The 19,597-nt window shown below is 48.3% G+C and carries 16 protein-coding genes; 10 read left to right on the forward strand and 6 right to left on the reverse strand.

Features of this window, described 5'->3' with window-relative positions:
* The coding region (locus DWU89_RS20875; protein ID WP_208642465.1) for a hypothetical protein at positions 1 to 201 on the reverse strand (201 nt) is incomplete at its 3' end.
* A gap of 984 nt (positions 202 to 1,185) precedes the next feature.
* Positions 1,186 to 2,304 (reverse strand): glycoside hydrolase family 43 protein, encoded by a 1,119-nt coding sequence (locus tag DWU89_RS10035; protein WP_115499515.1) that lies wholly within the window; start codon positions 2,302 to 2,304, stop codon positions 1,186 to 1,188.
* Between the two features lie 69 nt (positions 2,305 to 2,373).
* Here DWU89_RS10035 and DWU89_RS10040 point away from each other — a divergent pair, with 69 nt between their 5' ends.
* Together DWU89_RS10040 and DWU89_RS10045 are read left to right on the forward strand one after the other, a co-directional pair.
* A complete protein-coding gene (locus DWU89_RS10040) occupies positions 2,374 to 3,915 on the forward strand; it encodes a tannase/feruloyl esterase family alpha/beta hydrolase (protein ID WP_115499516.1) in 1,542 nt (513 codons plus the stop codon).
* 55 nt (positions 3,916 to 3,970) lie between these two features.
* The gene (locus DWU89_RS10045) at positions 3,971 to 4,711 is read left to right on the forward strand and encodes a 3-keto-disaccharide hydrolase (protein ID WP_115499517.1); all 741 of its coding nucleotides are present in this window, start codon (positions 3,971 to 3,973) and stop codon (positions 4,709 to 4,711) included.
* Between the two features lie 127 nt (positions 4,712 to 4,838).
* On the opposite strand, the gene mdh is transcribed toward DWU89_RS10045, so the two are convergent.
* The 4 genes from mdh to DWU89_RS10065 all read right to left on the reverse strand — a co-directional run bounded on the left by mdh (position 4,839) and on the right by DWU89_RS10065 (position 8,238).
* Positions 4,839 to 5,780 (reverse strand): malate dehydrogenase, encoded by a 942-nt coding sequence (gene mdh / locus DWU89_RS10050; RefSeq protein WP_115499518.1) that lies wholly within the window; start codon positions 5,778 to 5,780, stop codon positions 4,839 to 4,841.
* Positions 5,781 to 5,926: 146 nt separating this feature from the next.
* A complete protein-coding gene (locus tag DWU89_RS10055) occupies positions 5,927 to 7,111 on the reverse strand; it encodes a class I SAM-dependent rRNA methyltransferase (protein WP_115499519.1) in 1,185 nt (394 codons plus the stop codon).
* Positions 7,112 to 7,693 (reverse strand): 3'-5' exonuclease, encoded by a 582-nt coding sequence (locus DWU89_RS10060; protein ID WP_115499520.1) that lies wholly within the window; start codon positions 7,691 to 7,693, stop codon positions 7,112 to 7,114. It abuts the gene before it with no gap.
* Positions 7,690 to 8,238 (reverse strand): DUF5063 domain-containing protein, encoded by a 549-nt coding sequence (locus DWU89_RS10065; RefSeq protein ID WP_115499521.1) that lies wholly within the window; start codon positions 8,236 to 8,238, stop codon positions 7,690 to 7,692. The genes DWU89_RS10060 and DWU89_RS10065 overlap by 4 nt, the downstream gene beginning before the upstream one ends.
* A 203-nt stretch (positions 8,239 to 8,441) precedes the next feature.
* Here DWU89_RS10065 and DWU89_RS10070 point away from each other — a divergent pair, with 203 nt between their 5' ends.
* The 8 genes from DWU89_RS10070 to DWU89_RS10105 all read left to right on the forward strand — a co-directional run bounded on the left by DWU89_RS10070 (position 8,442) and on the right by DWU89_RS10105 (position 19,596).
* Positions 8,442 to 10,007 carry an ATP-binding protein gene (locus DWU89_RS10070; RefSeq protein WP_115499522.1) on the forward strand — a complete coding sequence of 522 codons (1,566 nt, stop codon included), beginning with the start codon at positions 8,442 to 8,444 and terminating at the stop codon, positions 10,005 to 10,007.
* A 49-nt stretch (positions 10,008 to 10,056) separates the two neighbouring features.
* The gene (locus DWU89_RS10075) at positions 10,057 to 12,546 is read left to right on the forward strand and encodes an FtsK/SpoIIIE family DNA translocase (RefSeq protein ID WP_115499523.1); all 2,490 of its coding nucleotides are present in this window, start codon (positions 10,057 to 10,059) and stop codon (positions 12,544 to 12,546) included.
* 9 nt (positions 12,547 to 12,555) lie between these two features.
* On the forward strand, positions 12,556 to 13,215 hold the full coding sequence (locus DWU89_RS10080; RefSeq protein WP_115499524.1) for a LolA family protein: 660 nt from the start codon (positions 12,556 to 12,558) through the stop codon (positions 13,213 to 13,215).
* A gap of 36 nt (positions 13,216 to 13,251) precedes the next feature.
* Positions 13,252 to 14,205, forward strand: a complete 954-nt coding sequence (gene trxB, locus DWU89_RS10085; protein WP_115499525.1) for a thioredoxin-disulfide reductase — start codon at positions 13,252 to 13,254, stop codon at positions 14,203 to 14,205.
* Between the two features lie 376 nt (positions 14,206 to 14,581).
* A complete protein-coding gene (locus DWU89_RS10090) occupies positions 14,582 to 15,358 on the forward strand; it encodes a glycerophosphodiester phosphodiesterase family protein (protein ID WP_115499526.1) in 777 nt (258 codons plus the stop codon).
* A 13-nt stretch (positions 15,359 to 15,371) separates the two neighbouring features.
* Positions 15,372 to 16,850, forward strand: coding sequence for a glycoside hydrolase family 10 protein (locus tag DWU89_RS10095; protein ID WP_115499527.1), 1,479 nt, complete (start codon positions 15,372 to 15,374; stop codon positions 16,848 to 16,850).
* 48 nt (positions 16,851 to 16,898) lie between these two features.
* A complete protein-coding gene (locus tag DWU89_RS10100; RefSeq protein WP_115499528.1) occupies positions 16,899 to 17,303 on the forward strand; it encodes a hypothetical protein in 405 nt (134 codons plus the stop codon).
* An 82-nt stretch (positions 17,304 to 17,385) separates the two neighbouring features.
* Positions 17,386 to 19,596, forward strand: coding sequence for a TonB-dependent receptor (locus DWU89_RS10105; protein WP_115499529.1), 2,211 nt, complete (start codon positions 17,386 to 17,388; stop codon positions 19,594 to 19,596).
* The last annotated feature ends 1 nt before the right edge of the window (position 19,597 follow it).

Consider the following 19,597-nt stretch of genomic DNA (forward strand, 5'->3'; position numbering starts at 1 on the left):
AAAATGAGGTGCCGAGCCCATATCGAAAAGCATACAATTTGATTGCTGAAAACCGGAAACAACAGCAAAGTGATAAAACTTAACTCCCGGAGAATCGAATATTTGCAGACAAAGGCGGACTGCGTTCCAAATATCCCAAGGAAATTTTAGGGGCTTGTTGCCATGAGGTGCGCAGAAAATAGTCTTGAAGTAACGCTTCATCGCTCTGAAGGTTGACTTCGTGCTATATGAAGTCCGACTTCAGAGCAACAATGTTCCGGGTCAGAGCGATAAAGTCCCTCTTCATGGCGATAAGGAGCCTGATCATAGGAAAAAGCCCCTTTTTGACGGCTGAAAAGTGGATTGACATTTATTTTATTCGGGGTGTCTTTTGAGACTAAAAAACACGTTTTATACAATAAGCCCTCTGCCGTAGGCTCTCTTTTGCCGTTTCGTTTCAACGAACGTTTTTAGAGCTTAGGGGGCAAAGCCTCTTCCTCTGTGGGCTTGAGTCCCTTTAATAGGATTACTTGTAGATATTTGAAAGGGGGGTCAAACCCACAGAGGAATCCGGCAAAGCCGGGTGCTTATCAATCCGTTGATTGAAATCAACGGCAAAAGAGAGCCTGCGGCAGGGGGGCTTATTGTATAAAACGGATTTTTCAGCTTCAAAAGACATCCGAAACAAAACAAATGTTAATCTGCTTTTTTGACCTCAAAAAGGGACTTTTTCGCCTTTTTTGAGTGTTTTCCGCCATTACCACCGTCCTCTTTGCCACCACGACCGTGCTAATGTGTAGTGCACTCGGCACCTCGCGAAGATTGGGACGGTCGTAATGGAGATTTGGACGGTCGTAATTGGAAAGAGGACCGTTTTCATGGCAAAAAAGCACCTAAATTTCCTTGGGATATTTGGGACGCCGTCCGTTTTGTTTTCAAATATTCGATTCTCCGGGAGTTAAGCTTTATCACTTTGCCGGCGTTTCTAGTTTTCGGCAATCAAATTGCACGCTTTTCGAAACGGACTGCGCACCTCGCTCTTCTTATTGTCAGAAAGGGAAGCTTAAACCGCAAAAAAAGTCAATCCAAAATCGATCAAGATTTCAGACGAAATAGAAAAACGGCAAAAAAGGGGGTTATTGTAATATTCATCAGATTTGCAGGAGGTTCAAAACTTGACAAAAACGAATAAACCTGGGAACAGGTTTATTCCGGTGTCCATGTGTCCATCCACCTCAATACAGGCAATCCGTTCTCGAACAGGATCGGAAGCCAGATATAACGGGCATCGGAGGGATGCTTCGGTGTCCAGCGATCGGCCATAAAGACAAAGGCGTCTTTTTTACCGGCTATCGGGAAGATAAACGTGCTTTGCGAATGGAAGGTCAGCTCGGCATCTTCTCCCTGGCATGGGTTCGGATGCTGTTTCCATGGTCCCCAGATGGAAGGGGCGGAGAACATGCGGGCTTCATTCGGAGCCCAACCCGTACAACCGGAGGTGATCATGAAATAAGTTCCGTCTTTCTTGAAGATGGCAGGAGCCTCGTTATGCCCGCCCGGAAAAATGCGGATGTATCGTCCGGTATGGCTCTGGTAATCGTCGGTCAGCTCGGCGATCTGCAGCGTCAGGTTTTCTTCCGACGAATAGATATGGTAGGCTTTCCCGTCGTCATCGACATAAATGGTCATGTCGCGCGACATCTGGCCGCCTTCCATATCCCGGCGGACGAACAGGCCTTCTTCCACGGCTTTACGCCATTCGGGCGTCCACCATTCCTTAAAATCATCAGCCTTTACTTGCAGGGAACGATATTCTTCCGGCATATTCTCCGGCCAGAATCCGGCACAAGGACGATAGGAATGGACGAAACGGTAAGGACCTGTCACCTTATCGCTTACGGCGACACCGACACGGGCGGCAGCATATCCTTTCCCTTTCAGTTCCAGATGGAACCACATGACATATTTATTTGTCTTTTTATTGTAAACTACTTTCGGCCGTTCCAGGATGCAGCCACTTTCGATGTCGCTGTAAGAACCGACCGGCATGACCGGCATTGCAATACCTTCGTTCTTCCAGTGAACCAGGTCGCGGGAAGAATAGCAGGTCACGCCATCGAGGGCAACACTGGTCGTATCACTCTTAAACTCGCCGAACCAATAATAAGTACCGTCGGCATAAAGCATGCCTCCACCGTGGGCATTCACATGGATGCCCTTGTCGTCCGGCCATATTTCACCGGGACGTATCCCGCCTGTTTGTGTTTGTGAGTAACAGCACAAAGAGGTCAGAGCGAGACAACACGTAATTATAATTTCTTTCATATCAATTTATTATGTACAAATATAAGGTTTTTTTCTTTATCTTTGTGTGAAAAGGAAAAACTACGTATTATGTTGAGAAATACTTATTCAGACCGATTGTTTTTAGTGCTCATTCTTGTTGTCCTGTGTATCGTCCCCGGTTCGGCGCAAGTCATTACTTCTATGGAAGATATTACCGGCGGTACATTTAAGGAACCCCATTCCCAAAAAGAGATAACCGGACTCCCAGCGTTCCGCCGCATTGCTGTCGTTTCGCATCCTGTGCCCGAATCCAATATCCGGATAGAAGTCTGGCTGCCTGCCAAGAATTGGAACGGACGCTTCTTGGGAACCGGAAACGGTGGGGGAGCGGGCAGCATCAGTTATGGCGCCCTGGTAAGCGGTTTAAGGAGAGGGTTTGCCGTCGCCAATACCGATATGGGAACTTCGCCGGGCGCACATCTGCTTTACGACTCTCCTGAAAAATGGAAGGACTTCGGATATCGGGCAACACACGAGATGACGGTGGTCGCAAAGAAATTCATCCGGGAATATTATGGAAAGGAACCTCTCTATTCTTATTTTCAGGGATGTTCTACCGGAGGGCAACAGGCGTTGTCCGAGGCGCAGCGTTATCCGGAGGACTATGACGGAATACTGGCCGGAGCGCCTGCCAACAACCGGACGCACCTCCATGCGATGTTTTTGTGGTGCCATGCTTTGTGTAACGAAGATCCGTCGCTTATGTTCACCAAGGAGCAGCTACAAAAAATAACGGAAACCGTTATACGCAGGAATGCAGGCAAGGACGGCGGCGCGTCGACTGATAACTTTCTGACCGACCCGAGAATGGCCGTTGCGGATGTCAACGAGTTCAGCTCTTTCTTATCCGCAAAGCAGGTAGAGATAGTGGGAAAGATACTCAATGGCCCTGTAAACCCGGTTACCGGTGAGAGAATCTATTGCCCTTTTCCTCCGGGTAGCGAAGACAAACCTTCCGGGCTGGAATATTTTCAGGGAAAATCAGCCGTGGAGGGATTGCTTTATCCTTTTATCTGGGCTTTCGGGAAGGAGTTCGATTACCGTAAATTCGATTTTGACCGCGACATGGCGAAAGTCGATTCCATGCTGGCTCCGATATTGAATGCCAATAACCCTGATCTGCTGCCGCTGAAAAAGAGGAACGGCAAAATCATTATGTACACCGGTACATGTGATCCGATCGTCCCTTTCCAGGATGCCGTCAATTACTATGAACGGGTGGCCGAAAAGGTCGGCAGTTTGGAAGAGACGCAAGATTTCTTCCGTTACTTTATTATTCCCGGCATGAACCACTGCGGCGGAGGCCCCGGAGTAAACGATTTCGGACAATCGTTCCCGACGCCACCTAATCTTGACCGTGAACAAGATGTCCTGACTTTACTCATGGATTGGGTTGAAAGGAATGAAGCTCCCGAACGAATGATCGCCACGCGGTATAAAGACGGTACGGTCGAGATGCAGCGGCCTGTGTATCCATATCCTGATTTTCCTCGATACAAGGGTGGTGATCCGGCCAAGTCCCGAAATTATGAAAGGGCGACACATCCGAGAGGAATTGTTCCGGTTCCGGCAGGAAAATATCTGAAATAATTTATATCTTTGTGTAGTTTTAATATTCTCAAAGTCTAATCAAATAGAATGTATCATGAAAAATTTGTTGAAATCATTTTTAGTTCTTTTGGCCATTGCGACCGCAGTTCCCTGTTTTGCCCAGAAAGCAAATAATACGTTGACGGAAAAAGAAAAGAAACAGGGCTGGACCTTGTTGTTTAACGGGAAGGATTTTACGGGTTGGAGACAATGCAACAACACCGGAATGCCTTCCAATTGGGTGATCGAAGATGAGGCAATGAAAGTCTTTACCGCTCCGGGAAAGAAACCGGGACATGGCAACAATGGCGATATCTTGTATAAAGAGAAGAAGTATAAGAATTTCGAACTTTCTGTAGACTGGAAGACAAGCCCGAAGGGTAATTCCGGTATCTTCTATTATGTACGCGAAGTTCCGGGACAGCCGATCTATTACGCCGCTCCCGAAGTGCAGGTGTTGGATAATGTGGATGCAGACGATAACAAGTTAGCGAACCATTTGGCTGGCTCTCTGTATGATATTTTGCCAGCTGATCCTAAGACTGTAAAACCGACCGGCGAATGGAATACGATCGTGATCCGTGTGAAAGACGGAAAAGTCACTCATACTCAAAACGGGAAGAAAGTCGTAGAGTACACTTTGTGGACAAAAGAATGGGACGATATGGTTGCCAATAGTAAATTCAAAGATTTCAAAGGCTTCCAGGAAGGTATCGCTCATGAAGGCTATATCGGTCTGCAGGATCATGGCTATCCTATCTGGTTCCGTAACATCAAGATTCGCGAATTGAAATAAATCCCATGCCCATGGAATTTGGATCGCATGCCCATGAAAATTGAATTGCATGGGCATGAAATAAAAAGAGGATAATCCGTCACCGGGTTATCCTCTTTTTTATAAAGAATTAAATCTATAATCTGATTTATAGAGCACCCACTTCTTTCAAAGCTTCGTTTGTTTTGTGAACAGCTGCTGCGCTCTTTGCGAAGAGTTCTTTTTCTTCTGCTGTCAGTTCCAGTTCAACGATCTTTTCGATACCGTTCTTACCCAGGATAACAGGAACGCCGATGCAAAGATCAGATTCTCCGTATTCGCCTTCCAGATAAACAGAGCAAGGAACCATCTTCTTCTGGTTGTGGATGATAGACTCAACAACGAATGCTCCTGCTGCGCCCGGTGCATACCATGCGGAAGTACCTAACAGTTTTGTCAGTGTAGCACCGCCAACCATAGTAGAAGCAACCACTTCCTGCAGTTTTTCAGCGCTCAACAGTTTGCTTACAGGAATACCTTTGTAAGTAGCCAGACGAGCCAACGGAATCATAGTCGTGTCACCGTGGCCACCGATTACCATGCCTTCAACTTCGTTAGCATTGCAACCTAAAGCCTGAGACAGGAAATATTTGAAACGGGAGCTATCCAATGCACCGCCCATACCGATGATACGGTTTTTCGGCAGACCTAAAGATTTCAATGACAGGTAAGTCATTGTATCCATCGGGTTGGAGATTACTACCAAGATTGCGTTCGGAGAATATTTCAGGATGTTCTGCGCTACGCTCTTAACGATACCAGCGTTAACGCCGATCAGTTCTTCGCGAGTCATACCCGGTTTACGGGGAATACCTGAAGTGATGACAACAACGTCAGAGTTAGCTGTTTTTTCGTAGTCGTTTGTGCAACCTGTAACTGTGGTATCGAAACCAAGCAGCTGTGCAGTCTGCATCATATCCATTGCTTTACCTTCGGAAACACCTTCCTTAACGTCAAGCATTACAACTTCGTCTGCCACTTCATTGAAGGCAAGAACATTTGCGCAAGTAGCACCTACATTACCGGCGCCAACAACTGTTACTTTAGACATAATAATAAGTTTTATATGTTTTACTTATAATGATACTTCTATCTTTTTTAGCGTGAGCAAAGTTACAACGTATTGCGGAATAAAGAAATATTTCCGTATATATTTTGTGCCTTCCTTTATTAAATATAACTAAAGCTCTGCCGCCCTTATTCTACATATAATACCAGCCCTTTCAGATATTCACCTTCCGGGTGGTAAATGTTGACGGGATGATCGGCGGGCTGTGTCAGTTGGTGCAGAATACGGACGCTGCGGCCGGATTGGGCGGCTGCGCTGAACACGGCCAGACGGAAGTTTTCCTTACTTACGACCTGCGAGCAGGAGAAAGTGAACAGGATGCCTCCCGGCTTGATCTTTTCGAAAGCGATGGCGTTCAGCTTGCGATAGCCTTGCAGGGCGTTGCGCAATACGTTTTTATGTTTGGCAAAGGCCGGCGGGTCGAGGATAATCAAATCGTAGTTGCTTCCCATCTTTTCCAGATATTTGAACGCGTCTTCCGCATAGGCTTCATGGCGCGGATCACCGGGAAAGTTCAGTTCCACATTCTTCTTCGTCAGTGAGATGGCTTTGGCAGAGCTGTCGACCGAATGTACCACTTTCGCACCGCCACGCATGGCATAGAACGAGAAGCCGCCGGTATAGCAGAACATATTCAAGACGGAACGGCCTTTTGAGTAATGTCCCAGCAACGAACGGTTTTCGCGCTGATCGACGAAGAATCCGGTTTTCTGGCCTTTCTGCCAGTCGACACAGAATTTCAGTCCGTTTTCCAGAGCGATGTCCTCCACTTCGCCTCCGTACAAGTAGCCGTCTTCACTACCTAAGTTCGCTTTGTAGGGCAGTGTGGCTTCCGATTTGTAATATATATTCTGTAAAGAATCTCCCAGGACGGTTTTCAGCGCTTCGGCAATCTGGTGACGTGCGTAGTGCATGCCGACAGAGTGTGCCTGCATGACGGCTGTATGGGCATACATGTCGACGACCAGTCCCGGCAGGTTGTCTCCCTCGCCGTGTATCAGACGGAACGTATTGTTGTTCTCCACTCCGGCAAGCCCCAGCGTTTGGCGCAGGGTGTATGCAATGCGGATGCGTTCTTCCCAGAAAGCAGCGTCGATCGCAACCTGTTTGAATGATAAAATACGCACGGCGATACTGCCTATCTGATAATGTCCGATACCTAAGAAACGTCCGTTTGTCCCATATACTTCTACCAAGTCACCTTCTTCCGGCTCGCCTTCGATTGTCTGGATGGCTCCGGAGAATACCCAGGGATGGAAACGTAACAACGATTCTTCTTTCTTCGGTTTGAGAAATACTTTGCACTCCTTCATTTATATCTGTTTCAATTGGTTGTATATTTTCAGGCAGGCCCATGCGTCGAGGGCTGCATATTTTTGTTGCGGTTCGGTCAGCACATCGGCTTCCCAGTTGCTCAAGCGCTGTCCTTTTGATATTTTTTTATTGAACAGGATGGCGTATATCTTTTGCAGGCTGGCGTCTTCAATGCCGAACTGGCCTACATAGTTCTGCAAATCCAGGAAATTGGCCGGCTCTATGTCTGTGCGTCTCCGCATCGCTCCGAAGTCGTCACGCAGGGAAAGTCCGATTTTCAAGACTCTCTCGTTCGCCAGGAATTTTTCTAACGCTTCCGGTATATCGATCCGGTTCAGGCGGAACAGGAAACAGGCTTCGTCCGTCGATATCTGCATGAGCGATATTTTGTAGCGTTGTCCTTTCTTAAAGCTGGGACGGGTTTCGGTATCGAATCCGACTGCCGGAAACTCAGACAGGTAGCTGACCGCCTTTTCCGTATCTCTCAATGTGTCGATAACGATGATTCGTCCGGTAAACTCCTCTAAGGGAAGCTGGGATATTGCTTCTTTCGTTATTGAATGTGTATATTGTTGTGTCATTCTTCTTCTTCGTTGGTTTCTAAAGGCTCTTCCTCGCTGTATCGCACGGCATGAAGGGCTTTTAATGCATTTAATAATTGTTGTCCCCAGAATTCGCGGAAGTTGTTACGGCACAGGGAAATTGCTTCGAGCATCACCGCTTCGTTTCCCTGGCGGAACAGGGAGATGAAGTTGCCCGTGTCTTGGTAAACATCCGCCAGGTTTTCCGAGATAAAGGCGGCTATCGGTGTATCGCTGTATTGCATATCCGGATGGAAAGTTTCCAGATAAGAATCCTTTTCTCCCAATAATCCTGCAATCCGGTTGCGGACAGATTCATACATGTCTTCCGTAACAGTCAGTTCCGGGTCTGCATCTTCGTCCTCTTCCGCCTCGGGCAGGAGCGTGGCTTTCAGATAGAGTAGCGGCAATAGCTTGACCGCTTTGTCCAAAAAGTCAAAAAGACCGCTTCCGCCGGCATTCTCGACGAATGTGCAGAATTCCAGTGCAACTGTTACAAATTCCAGTGTGTTGCGTTCGTATATCGGGTTGTTTTCTTTTTCCATGCTGATTATCTTAATCGATACCTTTGCGTTTATAACCTGCAAAAGTAACAAATATATTTCGATAATCGGAATTATGGGAGTTATTTCCTTAAGGTTATAGAAAATACAAATCTCTTTTGTCTGCTAAGCCGGAGTAAATACTTTAAGGCCTGTTGGCCGGTAAACTGAGAGATTAATTGTATATTTGCAAAAACGTTCGATTTATGGAAACTGGAGTCAGAAAGCTGCCGATAGGCATACAAAGTTTTGAGAATATTCGCAGGCGTGATTTCGTCTATGTCGACAAGACTGCCTTTGTCTATGAAATGGCAACGATGGGGATCCCTTATTTCCTGAGCCGTCCGCGTCGTTTCGGGAAAAGTCTGTTGCTGTCTACCTTTGAAGCCTATTTTGAAGGGAAGAAAGAGCTGTTCAAGGGATTGGCTATCGAGCGGCTGGAATCGGAATGGTTGCAATATCCGGTTTTGCACCTGGATTTGAATGCTGAAAAATATACAAGTCCGGAACGACTGGAATATATCCTGAGCAACAACCTGACGCAATGGGAAGAACTATATGGGAAAGGGGAGGATGAAAAGACGCTTCCGGCTCGTTTTATGGGGGTGATCCGCCGGGCTAACGAGAAGACGGGGATGCAAGTCGTCGTGTTGGTGGACGAATATGATAAACCCTTGTTGCAGGCGTTGAACAATGAAGAACTTTTGGGCGCGTACAGGGATACGCTGAAAAGTTTCTACGGAGTTTTGAAAAGTGCAGACCGGTATTTGCGTTTTGTTTTCCTGACGGGAGTGACAAAGTTTGCGCACGTCAGCGTCTTCAGCGATCTGAACCAGTTGTCGGATATCAGCATGGTGCCACGGTTTTCACAGATTTGCGGCATCACGTTTGAAGAATTGAAAAATAATTTCGAACCCGAAATAAAGGCTTTAGCCGAAACGAACAGCTTGTCGTATGAAGGGGCGCTGGACAGATTGGAGCGTATGTATGACGGCTATCATTTCAGCGAGAATACGGTAGGTATATTTAATCCTTTCAGCGTTTTAAATGCCTTGCAATATAGCCGATTCGACAGTTATTGGTTTCAGACGGGGACACCGACTTTTCTTGTTGATGTATTGAAAAAGAGCGAGTATGACCTGCGAACATTGATTGACGGAGTGGAAGCGCCGTCATCAGTTTTTACTGAATACAGGGTTGAGGTAATGAACCCGGTTCCGTTGCTTTACCAGAGTGGTTACTTGACGCTTAAGGAGTTTGATGATCGGTTCCGGTTGTATCGTTTGGGCTTTCCCAATGAAGAAGTGAAATATGGTTTTCTGAGTTTTATTGCTCCTTTTTATACAGCTGTTACGGATGATGAAAAAGGTTTTTACGTGGGGAAGTTTGTTCAGGAATTGGAAACTTGTAATGTCGATGCTTTCATGAACCGTCTGCAAGCCTTCTTTGCTGATTTTCCTTACGAGTTGAATGCGAAGACCGAACGTCATTATCAGGTTGTTTTTTATATAGTATTCAAGCTGATGGGGCAGTTCTGCGATGTGGAAGTGAGAAGCGCAAAAGGACGTGCTGATGCTGTTGTGAAGACGGCTGATTATATTTATGTGTTTGAGTTTAAGCTGGATGGAACTGTAGAAGAAGCTCTCCGGCAAATTGATGAAAAAGGCTATCTGATACCCTATCAATCTGAAGGAAGGCAGTTGGTGAAGGTCGGAGCTTCTTTCAGTAAGGAGGAACGCAATATTGCGGATTGGAAAATACAAATGTCGTAGGGAACTTTAAATTTTCTGTGTACATTTGCACGTTGTAAAATTATACGTAATGGCAAAGAAGACAACTGCAAAACAAAATACGAATAACGGCGAGAGTAAATTCAAAAGGGTTAAAAACTTTTTTACCAATGAACGCACCCGTTTCATAACCGGATTGGTTATTTCTATTATTACAATATATGTCGGTCTGGCATTGATCTCATTCTTTTTTACCGGAGGGGCGGATCAGAGCAAGATAGAGAACGTGCCGTTGGCAGACCTGGTCACAAACCGGGGATCGGTGGATAACTGGACGGGCGTGCGCGGGGCTTTCCTGGCGGACTTGCTGATGAACCGGTGGTTTGGAATCTCTTCGTTTCTGATCTTGTTTTTCTTGGGATCGGTAGGGGCAAAGTTGATGAACCTGAATAAAGTATCCTTGCTGAAACGTTTCTTGTTCAGTGCCGCGATGCTGATCTGGGGATCGGTGTTCTTTGCTTTTGTCTTTATCAGTGGATACGAAGACACTTTCATCTATTTAGGAGGCCAGCACGGCTATTACTTGTCGGAGATGATGATGAATAATATCGGCATACCGGGTACGATCCTGTTGCTTGTCGGCATATTCCTGATCATTGCGATCTTCACCAGTAAGCGTACGATTCCGTTCCTGCAAAATGTCTTTTCTTTTGGATGGCTAAAGAACAGCTTGAAACGGAAGAAGAAAGAAACACCGGAAACGGAAGACGAACCTGAAAACGAAACGTTGCCGGAAGAACAGCCGGTGAGAGAACCGGTAATCACGCCTCGCAGACCGGTGAATGAAACGACTGTTGAGCCGGATGAATACGTCTTCGATACGGAAGCTGAAATCAGGAAAGCGGCAGAAGAGAAGCATGAAGCGGAAGAAGAAAACGAATTTGAATATACAATAGCAAAAGAGGAAGAGGACGCTCCGAAAACCGCAGAAGGTGAGAAGAATGTCGACTTTGAAGTGGAGATACCCGACGGCGAAGAAGAAATGTGCGACCAGGCGGAGTTAGGCAAATATGATCCGCGCTTGGATTTGTCTCGTTATGTGTTTCCTCCGCTCGATTTGCTGAAATTCTACGACTCCGGCAATGTGGAAGTCAACCGTGAGGAACTCGACGCCAACCAGCAGATGATTAAGCAGACGTTGGAAGATTTCGGCATCCGTATCGCTTCTATCAAGGCCACGGTCGGACCGACAGTGACGCTCTACGAGATCGTGCCGGAAGCCGGCGTGCGTATTTCCAAGATCAAAAACCTCGAAGACGATATCGCGCTGAGCCTTTCCGCCTTGCAGATTCGTATAATCGCTCCGATGCCGGGTAAAGGAACGATCGGTATTGAAGTGCCGAACAACAAGCCGCAGACCGTCTCGATGCAGTCTGTTGTCGCTTCCCGCAAATTCCAGGAGTGCACATACGACCTGCCTGTGGCGATCGGAAGGACGATTATCAATGAGGTCTTTATGTTCGACCTTTGCAAAACGCCCCACTTGTTGGTGGCAGGTGCGACCGGACAGGGTAAATCTGTCGGTCTGAATGCAATCATCACTTCTTTATTATATAGGAAGCATCCGGCCGAACTGAAGTTCGTGATGATCGACCCGAAACGGGTGGAATTCAGTATCTATTCGAAGATCGAACGGCATTACTTAGCCAAGTTGCCGAATGCCGACAAACCGATTGTGACGGAGCCGGAAGATGCGGTGGCAACCTTGAACTCGTTGGTGATCGAGATGGAGAACCGCTATGAGTTGCTGGTGAGCGCTTCGGCACGTAACATCAAGGAATATAATGAGAAGTTTATTTCCCGCCGCCTGAATCCGGAAAAGGGACATCGTTTCCTTCCGTATATCGTGGCGATAGTCGACGAGTTTGCCGACCTGATCGCTACTTCCGGTCGCGAAATCGAAATGCCTATTTCCCGTATTGCGGCTAAAGCCCGTGCCGTCGGTATCCACATGATCTTAGCAACGCAACGTCCGGATACGAAGGTGATCACCGGTACGATCAAGAGTAACTTCCCGAGTCGTATCGCCTTTAAGGTGATGTCGCAGGTCGACTCCCGTACGATTTTGGATGCACAAGGTGCAAACCGCCTGATCGGTAAAGGCGATATGTTGATCCTGATTACCGGAAGCAGTGAGCCGACGCGTGTGCAGTGTGCATTTGTCGATACGCCGGAGGTGGAAGATATCGTGGAACATATCGGAGAGCAGGTGGCTTATCCGACTGCTTACCTGTTGCCGGAATATGTTGGAGAAGGAGGCGATTCTTCGATTGCCGGAACGGTGGATTTGTCTGACCGCGATCCGCTCTTTGACGAGGCGGCCCGCCTGATCGTGATCCAGCAACAAGGTTCGACTTCGCTTATCCAGCGTAAGTTTGCAATCGGCTACAACCGTGCCGGCCGTCTGATGGACCAGCTGGAAGCAGCCGGCATTGTCGGTCCCTTTGAAGGAAGCAAGGCACGCCAGGTATTGATTCCGGATGAATACAGCCTGGAACAGTTGTTGAATTCGTTAAAGTGAAAAAGATAAATGAATTATAAATTGAAAATAACTCGACTATCCGTTCTGCTGTTGTGTCTTTTGCTCGGATTCAACTTGGAGGGCGGGGCGCAGAACGCCACGTCTATCTTGGATAAAGCGGCTTCCGCTTACGAGAATTCGAATGGTTTGAAAGCCTATTTTACGATGCAGACGCGTTCGGATGTGCAAAAAGTATCGGAGAGCTTTGACGGGACAATCGATATTAAAGGCGATAAATTCGTGTTGAAAACCCCGGATATGATTACCTGGTTCGACGGGACGACACAATGGTCGTATGTCGAGCGCAATGAAGAAGTGAATGTGTCGACACCGACGGGAGAGGAGTTGCAGGCGACAAATCCTGCGTTGCTGCTCCGTTCCTATAAGAAAGGCTTCTCAGCGACGCTAAAAGGAGAAAGTACCGCTCCCAACGGTAAGGCAGCCTATGACATCGAATTGACGCCTAAAAAGAAAAGCGATATCATAAGAGTAGAACTCCAGATCGAGAAGTTTTCCGGCCTGCCCGCTTCGATCGCCGTATTCGCCAAGAACGGACTCAGCAATACGATCCGAATCGGCAAAATGGAAACGGGAGTAAACCAACCGGATTCTTTTTTTGTTTTTAACGAAAAAGACTATCCTGATGCAGAGATCGTAGACCTTCGGTAAATTAAGAGTTAAGAATTAAAAATTAAAAAATACGAGATGAATACAAATCAGAATGAAAAGGTTCGCTGCCTGATTATCGGTTCCGGCCCTGCCGGCTATACGGCGGCTATATATGCTTCACGTGCTAATCTGTCTCCTGTCCTTTACGAAGGCATCCAGCCGGGCGGACAGCTTACCACTACAACCGAAGTCGAGAATTTCCCCGGTTATCCGGAAGGTGTGACCGGTACGGAACTGATGGAAGACCTGAAACAACAGGCTGCCCGCTTTGGTGCGGATATCCGTATCGGTATTGCAACGGAAACCGATCTGTCGGCCGCACCTTATAAAGTGACGATCGACGGTGAGAAAGTGATCGAGACGGAAACATTGATTATTGCTACCGGAGCGACCGCCAAATATTTAGGATTGCCGGATGAACAGAAATATGCAGGCATGGGCGTGTCTGCCTGTGCTACTTGTGACGGTTTCTTCTACCGCAAGAAAGTGGTGGCTGTCGTGGGAGGCGGAGATACGGCCTGCGAAGAAGCTCTTTATCTGGCCAGCCTGGCAAAGCAGGTTTATCTGATTGTCCGCAAGCCGTATTTGCGTGCTTCGAAAGTGATGCAGGAACGCGTATTGAACGCTCCGAACATTACGGTCTTATTCGAACATAACACCGTCGGCCTGTTTGGTGAGGATGGCGTTGAGGGTGCACACCTGGTGAAACGCATGGGCGAACCGGATGAAGAAAAGGTAGACATCGCCATCGACGGTTTCTTCTTAGCTATCGGACATAAGCCGAATGCTGAGATCTTCAAGCCCTGGATCGAAACGGACGAAGTGGGCTATATCAAGACAATTCCGGGTACGCCGAAAACAAAAGTCCCGGGCGTATTCGCCGCCGGTGACGTCGCCGACCCGCATTACCGCCAGGCCATTACGGCTGCCGGCAGTGGTTGCGCCGCTGCAATCGAAGCGGAACGCTATTTGTCGGAGCACGGGAAATAAATGATGATTTAGCGATGCAAATATAACGGCCTCGTAGGGGCGGTTCGCGAACCGCCCAAATAGCGACGTTGTCTTAGGGCTGTAAGCCCGGCAGATCTCAGCCCAAGGCGTGAGCCTTGGGTTAAGGAAAACGTCTCCCTTCTCCTCTTAGCCCTGTAAGGGCGGCACCGGTAACATCCAGTGTCACAATGTATCGCCCTTACAGGGCTCGAAGACAGAAGGTGGTCCTCTTTAAACCCAAGGCGTGAGCCTTGGGCTATGATCTGTCGCCCTTACAGGGCTTTGGGCGGTTCGCGAACCGCCCCTACGAGGCCTCCGCAACGCACCGTTAAATCAGCATTTACCGAATTTGCAAACTAACTAAAAATACCATGTTATGAAACAATTAAGATTCTCTCTCCTTTTTCTTTTCTGTGTACTGATTACAGTGCCGGCAGCCGCTAAAGGCAAAACGAAAGTGATTGCTCATCGTGGCTATTGGAAGACGGAAGGGTCTGCTCAAAACTCGATTCGTTCTCTGGAACGGGCGAATGAAATAAAAGTATATGGGTCCGAGTTCGATGTGCATCTGACAGCGGACAATGTCCCGGTTGTTTTCCATGATAGCAAGATTCAGGGTAAACATATCCAGACGACTCCCTATGCGGAACTAAAAGACCTGAAGCTCCCGAACGGTGAAACGCTTCCCACATTGGAACAGTATCTGAACAGAGCGAAGAAGCTGAAAAAGGCTAAACTGATTTTTGAACTGAAATCCCATGCGACTCCCGAACGCGATCGCGAAGCTGCAAAGATAGCCGTCGACATGGTGAACAGCAAGAAGTTGGGAAAGCGTACCGAATATATCGCTTTTAGTCTTGAAGCAGCTAAAGAGTTACACCGCTTGTCTCCTAAAACCCCTGTCTATTATCTGAACGGCGACTTGTCTCCGAAGCAATTGAAAGAACTCGGATTTGCCGGCCTGGATTATAACTATAAGGTGATGCAAAAACATCCCGAATGGTTTAAGGAAGCGAAAGACCTGAAATTGAAAATCAATGTTTGGACTGTCGACGATCCGGAGGTGATGAAGGAAATGATCGAGAGCGGCGCGGACTTTCTGACAACAGACTATCCCGAAGAAGCGCAAAAAGCCGTACTTTTGTACCGCTGAATAAATATGTGAAATGAGAAAGTATTGCCTGCCGTTATTCCTTTTGTTGCTCCTACAAGCCGTTTATGCCGTCGATCCTCCCAAGCGGGAGATCAGGGGCGTTTGGTTGACAACCGTCTATGGCTTGGACTGGCCGCAGAAACCCGCTACGACGGAAGCCGGGCGTAAAGCGCAGCAACGTGAAGTGTGCGACATCCTGGACCGTTTGCAGGATGCGAACTTCAATACCGTTTTCCTGCAGGCCCGTTTGCGCGGCGATGTCATCTGGCGTTCGCAGATAGAGCCGGCCAGCAAGACTTTCTCCGGAAAATACGGCGTGATGCCGGGCTACGATCCTTTGGCTTTTGTGATCGACGAATGCCATAAACGGGGAATGGAATGCCACGCCTGGTTCGTCACTTTCCCCTTAGGAACGGATAAAAGCGTGAAAGAACAAGGCAAACTCTCTGTTGTCAAACGGCATCCGAATCTTTGTAAACGGCATAATGGCGAATGGTATCTGGACCCCGGCGTGCCCGGAACTTCCGACTATATCCTCTCTTTAGTCAAGGAGTTGGTGAACGGCTACGATATCGACGGCATCCATTTCGATTATATCCGCTATCCCGAGCAGGCTAAATCTTTCCCCGATAAAGCCTTGTACAACAAATACGGCAAGAAAAGGCCATTGGCGGAATGGCGGCGGGAGAATATCAATAAGATGGTCTTCCGCATTTACGACTATGTGAAATCTGTTAAACCCTGGGTGCAGGTGAGCAGTTCCCCGCTTGGCAAATATAACCGTATCGAGCGTGTCCCGAATGCCGGCTGGACAGCCTACGAAAGCGTGTTCCAAGACCCGAAGATGTGGATGCAGCAAGGAAAACAGGACATGATTGTCCCGATGATGTATTACCTGCACGATAACTTTTTCCCCTTTGTAGACAATTGGGTGGACAATTGCAACGGCCGCCTGGTTGTGCCCGGTCTGGGCGCTTACCGGATGCTCAAGGCGGAGGCGGACTGGACAGTCAACGACGTAACGGACCAGATCGATTACAGCCGCTATTACGGCGGTGCCGGTTGCACATTCTTCCGCTGTGCGAATGTCCTGGATAACACTAAAGGCCTGTACGACGAGCTGAAAGACAATTACTATAAATACCCGGCGCAACTTCCTCCCCTCGCATGGCTGAACGACGAGATCCCGCCCGCCCCGGAAGAGATTCTGGCAGAGCGTGAGGGCGACGAACTGAAACTTTCCTGGCAGAAGCCCGATTCGGTGAAAGATGTCCTGACCTATACCGTCTATTATTCGTTGACCGACTCGATCGATCCGGCGTCGGCAAAAAACATACTGCTGACCGGCATCCGGGATACTTTCCTTTACCTGCCTGTCGACACGACATCGGAGCGCGGATATACTTTTTCCGTCTCCGCCTCTTCCCGCTACCACATCGAAAGCAAGCTCTCCAGGGAAACTTACTATTACCTTTCCAAATTTCCTAAATAATATTAACCGTTTGGAAGAAACTCCCGGAATGCTTTATCTTTGCGCAGGATGAAAAAGACTGTGACATATCTGTTTATCGTTTTTCTGGCTGCACTTGTGTTTTATGGTGGCGCCGGCGTAAACCTGATTACCTACTGTTGCGAGGATTGCCGGACAGCCATACATGAGCACGAGCATTGTACGGAAATGGCAAAACATGTTTCATCCTGTTGTCACGCGGACGGAGAAGACAATTGCTGCGATGTGGAGCATATCAGCTTTGACTGGACTGTTTTCCAAGGTGCGTTGCTTAATTTGCAGCCTGTCGCAATCGACCTGGTTTCGTTGACGGCCTCAAATATTTCGCTTGTTCCCGCTCTTATCATGGATAAGGCTGTTGATGTGGTACGAGATGCTCCTCCCGGAATTACTCCTGATATATATCTTTCTTTATTGACTGTCCTTTTAGTTTAGGCAACTGTTTGTTATTCTCCGCTGATGGAAAAATCCATGGGCGCAAACGTCTGTTTTATTTTGGATAACAAATAAGGAATTTATGTCTAAACAACTCTATACTATATTACTATTGTTTTTTATTGCCGTCTCGGCTTCTGCCGGAAAGCCGGTGAAAGGTCATGTCTACGATGAACAGAATGAACCTGTGATCGGAGCTAATATCTATTGGGAAGGGACCCAGTTTGGAACAACTTCCGATGCGGACGGCTATTTTGAGCTCGAGAAGAATGATGATTCGAAGAATCTGGTTGTCAGTTATATCGGCTATACGACGTCGGTTGTTCCGGTGACTTCCGATGGCAAACCTTTGCGCGTCGTGCTTGTCGGTGAAGTAGCCCTGCAGGAAGTCGTTATCAGCGAGCGTAAGATGGGAACGATCGCTTCCCGTACCAGCGTGTTGCAGACGCAGAAGATCACCTATGACGAGATTTGCCGTGCCGCCTGCTGTAACCTGGCCGAAAGCTTCGAGACGAATCCGTCTGTCGATGTCTCTTATGCGGACGCGGCGACGGGCGCCCGCCAGATCAAGCTGTTGGGGCTTGCCGGAACATATGTGCAGATGCTGACGGAAAATTATCCGAACTTCCGGGGTGCCGCCTCCTTATACGGATTGGATTATGTGCCCGGCGCCTGGATGGAAAGCATCCAGGTATCGAAAGGGACATCGTCCGTCAAGAATGGCTATGAGGCGCTGGCCGGCCAGATCAATGTGGAGTTTAAGAAGCCTCCGACGGCCGACATCTTCTCCGTGAATCTCTTTGGCAGCGACGCCGGCCGGTATGAAGGAAACGCGGATGCCTCCTGGCATATCAACGATAAAGTCTCGACCGGCTTGTTGGTGCACTATTCGAATGACAAGATGCAGCACGACGGGAATGACGACGGTTTCCTGGATACGCCCCTGAAAGAACAGGTGAACCTGATGAACCGCTGGTATCACAAGTTGGACCATTATGTGGCCCAGTACGGCGTCCGTTATCTGCATGAGAACCGTACCGGCGGTCAAGCGACAAAGCATCATGATTTTGCCGATCCCTATCGGGTCCGCCTGCAAACGAACCGGGCGGAACTGTTCACGAAACAGGCCTATATCATCGATAAGGAAAAGGTGGAAAGCGTAGCCCTGATCCTTTCCGGCTCCTATCATGAGCAGAAATCCATGTACGACCGCATCCCCTATAATGTGTATCAAAACAATGTCTATGCCAGCCTGCTCTACGAAAAAGAGTTCTCGCCGGCGCATAGCCTGAGCACAGGTCTGAGCATGAACTACGACGGTTTTGATGAAAACCTGACGCAAGACGGCATCCGGACGCCTTTCGACCGGACGGAAATCGTTCCCGGCGCCTATGCGCAATATACATATAACCTGAATGACAAACTCATCGTGCTGGCAGGACTGCGTGCGGACTATAGTTCGTTGTACGACTTTTTTGTCACGCCCCGCCTGCATGTCAAATACAATCCCTTCGACTGGTTCCATGTGCGTGCCTCGGCAGGAAAAGGATTCCGGACGGCAAACGTGCTGGCTGAAAATAACTTCCTGCTGTCCAGTAGCCGTAAAATGAATATCGCTCCGGATCTGGACCAGGAAGAGGCTTGGAATACAGGTGTGAACCTTTCGTTTTATATCCCGCTTTTCGGAAAGGAATTGACGTTGAATGGCGAATGGTATTATACGGATTTCCGGAAACAAGTCGTTGTGGACATGGACAGCGACCCGCATGCCGTGAGTTTCTATAACCTGGACGGCCGTTCCTATTCGAATAGCTTCCAGGTCGAAGCCACTTATCCGTTCTTTCGCGGCTTTACACTGACCGCCGCCTATCGTTATACCGATGCAAAAACGGATTACCGGAATGCGGACGGCATAACCCGGCGTCTGAAAAAGCCCCTGGTCAGCGACTATAAAGGCCTGCTGACCGCTTCTTACCAGACGCCCCTGAAGAAATGGCAGTTCGACCTGACCGGACAGTTCAACGGAGGCGGACGGATGCCGGCTCCGGATGCCGTAAACCCGTTGTGGGAGCCGGACTTTAAAGCCTATACAGTCGTGAATGCCCAGATCACGAAGTATTTCCGCCGCTGGTCTGTCTATGTCGGAGCCGAGAACTTATTCGACTATAAACAGCCGCATCCCATCATCGACGCCGGGAATCCGCGCGGAGATAACTTCGACGGATCGATGGTCTGGGGACCGGTCCACGGCCGGAAGATTTATGCCGGACTGCGTTTTAATATCAGCAGATAAT

It is taken from the genome of Parabacteroides acidifaciens (assembly GCF_003363715.1).
Classification (GTDB): Bacteria; Bacteroidota; Bacteroidia; order Bacteroidales; family Tannerellaceae; genus Parabacteroides; species Parabacteroides acidifaciens.

What these genes read in the sequence shown, in the direction of transcription:
- DWU89_RS10105 (WP_115499529.1), top strand. Translation starts at nt 17,386, where the DNA reads ATGTCTAAACAACTCTATACTATATTACTATTGTTTTTTATTGCCGTC.
- DWU89_RS10065 (WP_115499521.1), bottom strand. Translation starts at nt 8,238, where the DNA reads ATGGAAAAAGAAAACAACCCGATATACGAACGCAACACACTGGAATTT.
- DWU89_RS10040 (WP_115499516.1), top strand. Translation starts at nt 2,374, where the DNA reads ATGTTGAGAAATACTTATTCAGACCGATTGTTTTTAGTGCTCATTCTT.
- DWU89_RS10100 (WP_115499528.1), top strand. Translation starts at nt 16,899, where the DNA reads ATGAAAAAGACTGTGACATATCTGTTTATCGTTTTTCTGGCTGCACTT.
- DWU89_RS10060 (WP_115499520.1), bottom strand. Translation starts at nt 7,693, where the DNA reads ATGACACAACAATATACACATTCAATAACGAAAGAAGCAATATCCCAG.
- DWU89_RS10075 (WP_115499523.1), top strand. Translation starts at nt 10,057, where the DNA reads ATGGCAAAGAAGACAACTGCAAAACAAAATACGAATAACGGCGAGAGT.
- DWU89_RS10070 (WP_115499522.1), top strand. Translation starts at nt 8,442, where the DNA reads ATGGAAACTGGAGTCAGAAAGCTGCCGATAGGCATACAAAGTTTTGAG.
- DWU89_RS10095 (WP_115499527.1), top strand. Translation starts at nt 15,372, where the DNA reads ATGAGAAAGTATTGCCTGCCGTTATTCCTTTTGTTGCTCCTACAAGCC.
- DWU89_RS10035 (WP_115499515.1), bottom strand. Translation starts at nt 2,304, where the DNA reads ATGAAAGAAATTATAATTACGTGTTGTCTCGCTCTGACCTCTTTGTGC.
- DWU89_RS10080 (WP_115499524.1), top strand. Translation starts at nt 12,556, where the DNA reads ATGAATTATAAATTGAAAATAACTCGACTATCCGTTCTGCTGTTGTGT.
- DWU89_RS10045 (WP_115499517.1), top strand. Translation starts at nt 3,971, where the DNA reads ATGAAAAATTTGTTGAAATCATTTTTAGTTCTTTTGGCCATTGCGACC.
- mdh (WP_115499518.1), bottom strand. Translation starts at nt 5,780, where the DNA reads ATGTCTAAAGTAACAGTTGTTGGCGCCGGTAATGTAGGTGCTACTTGC.
- trxB (WP_115499525.1), top strand. Translation starts at nt 13,252, where the DNA reads ATGAATACAAATCAGAATGAAAAGGTTCGCTGCCTGATTATCGGTTCC.
- DWU89_RS10090 (WP_115499526.1), top strand. Translation starts at nt 14,582, where the DNA reads ATGAAACAATTAAGATTCTCTCTCCTTTTTCTTTTCTGTGTACTGATT.
- DWU89_RS10055 (WP_115499519.1), bottom strand. Translation starts at nt 7,111, where the DNA reads ATGAAGGAGTGCAAAGTATTTCTCAAACCGAAGAAAGAAGAATCGTTG.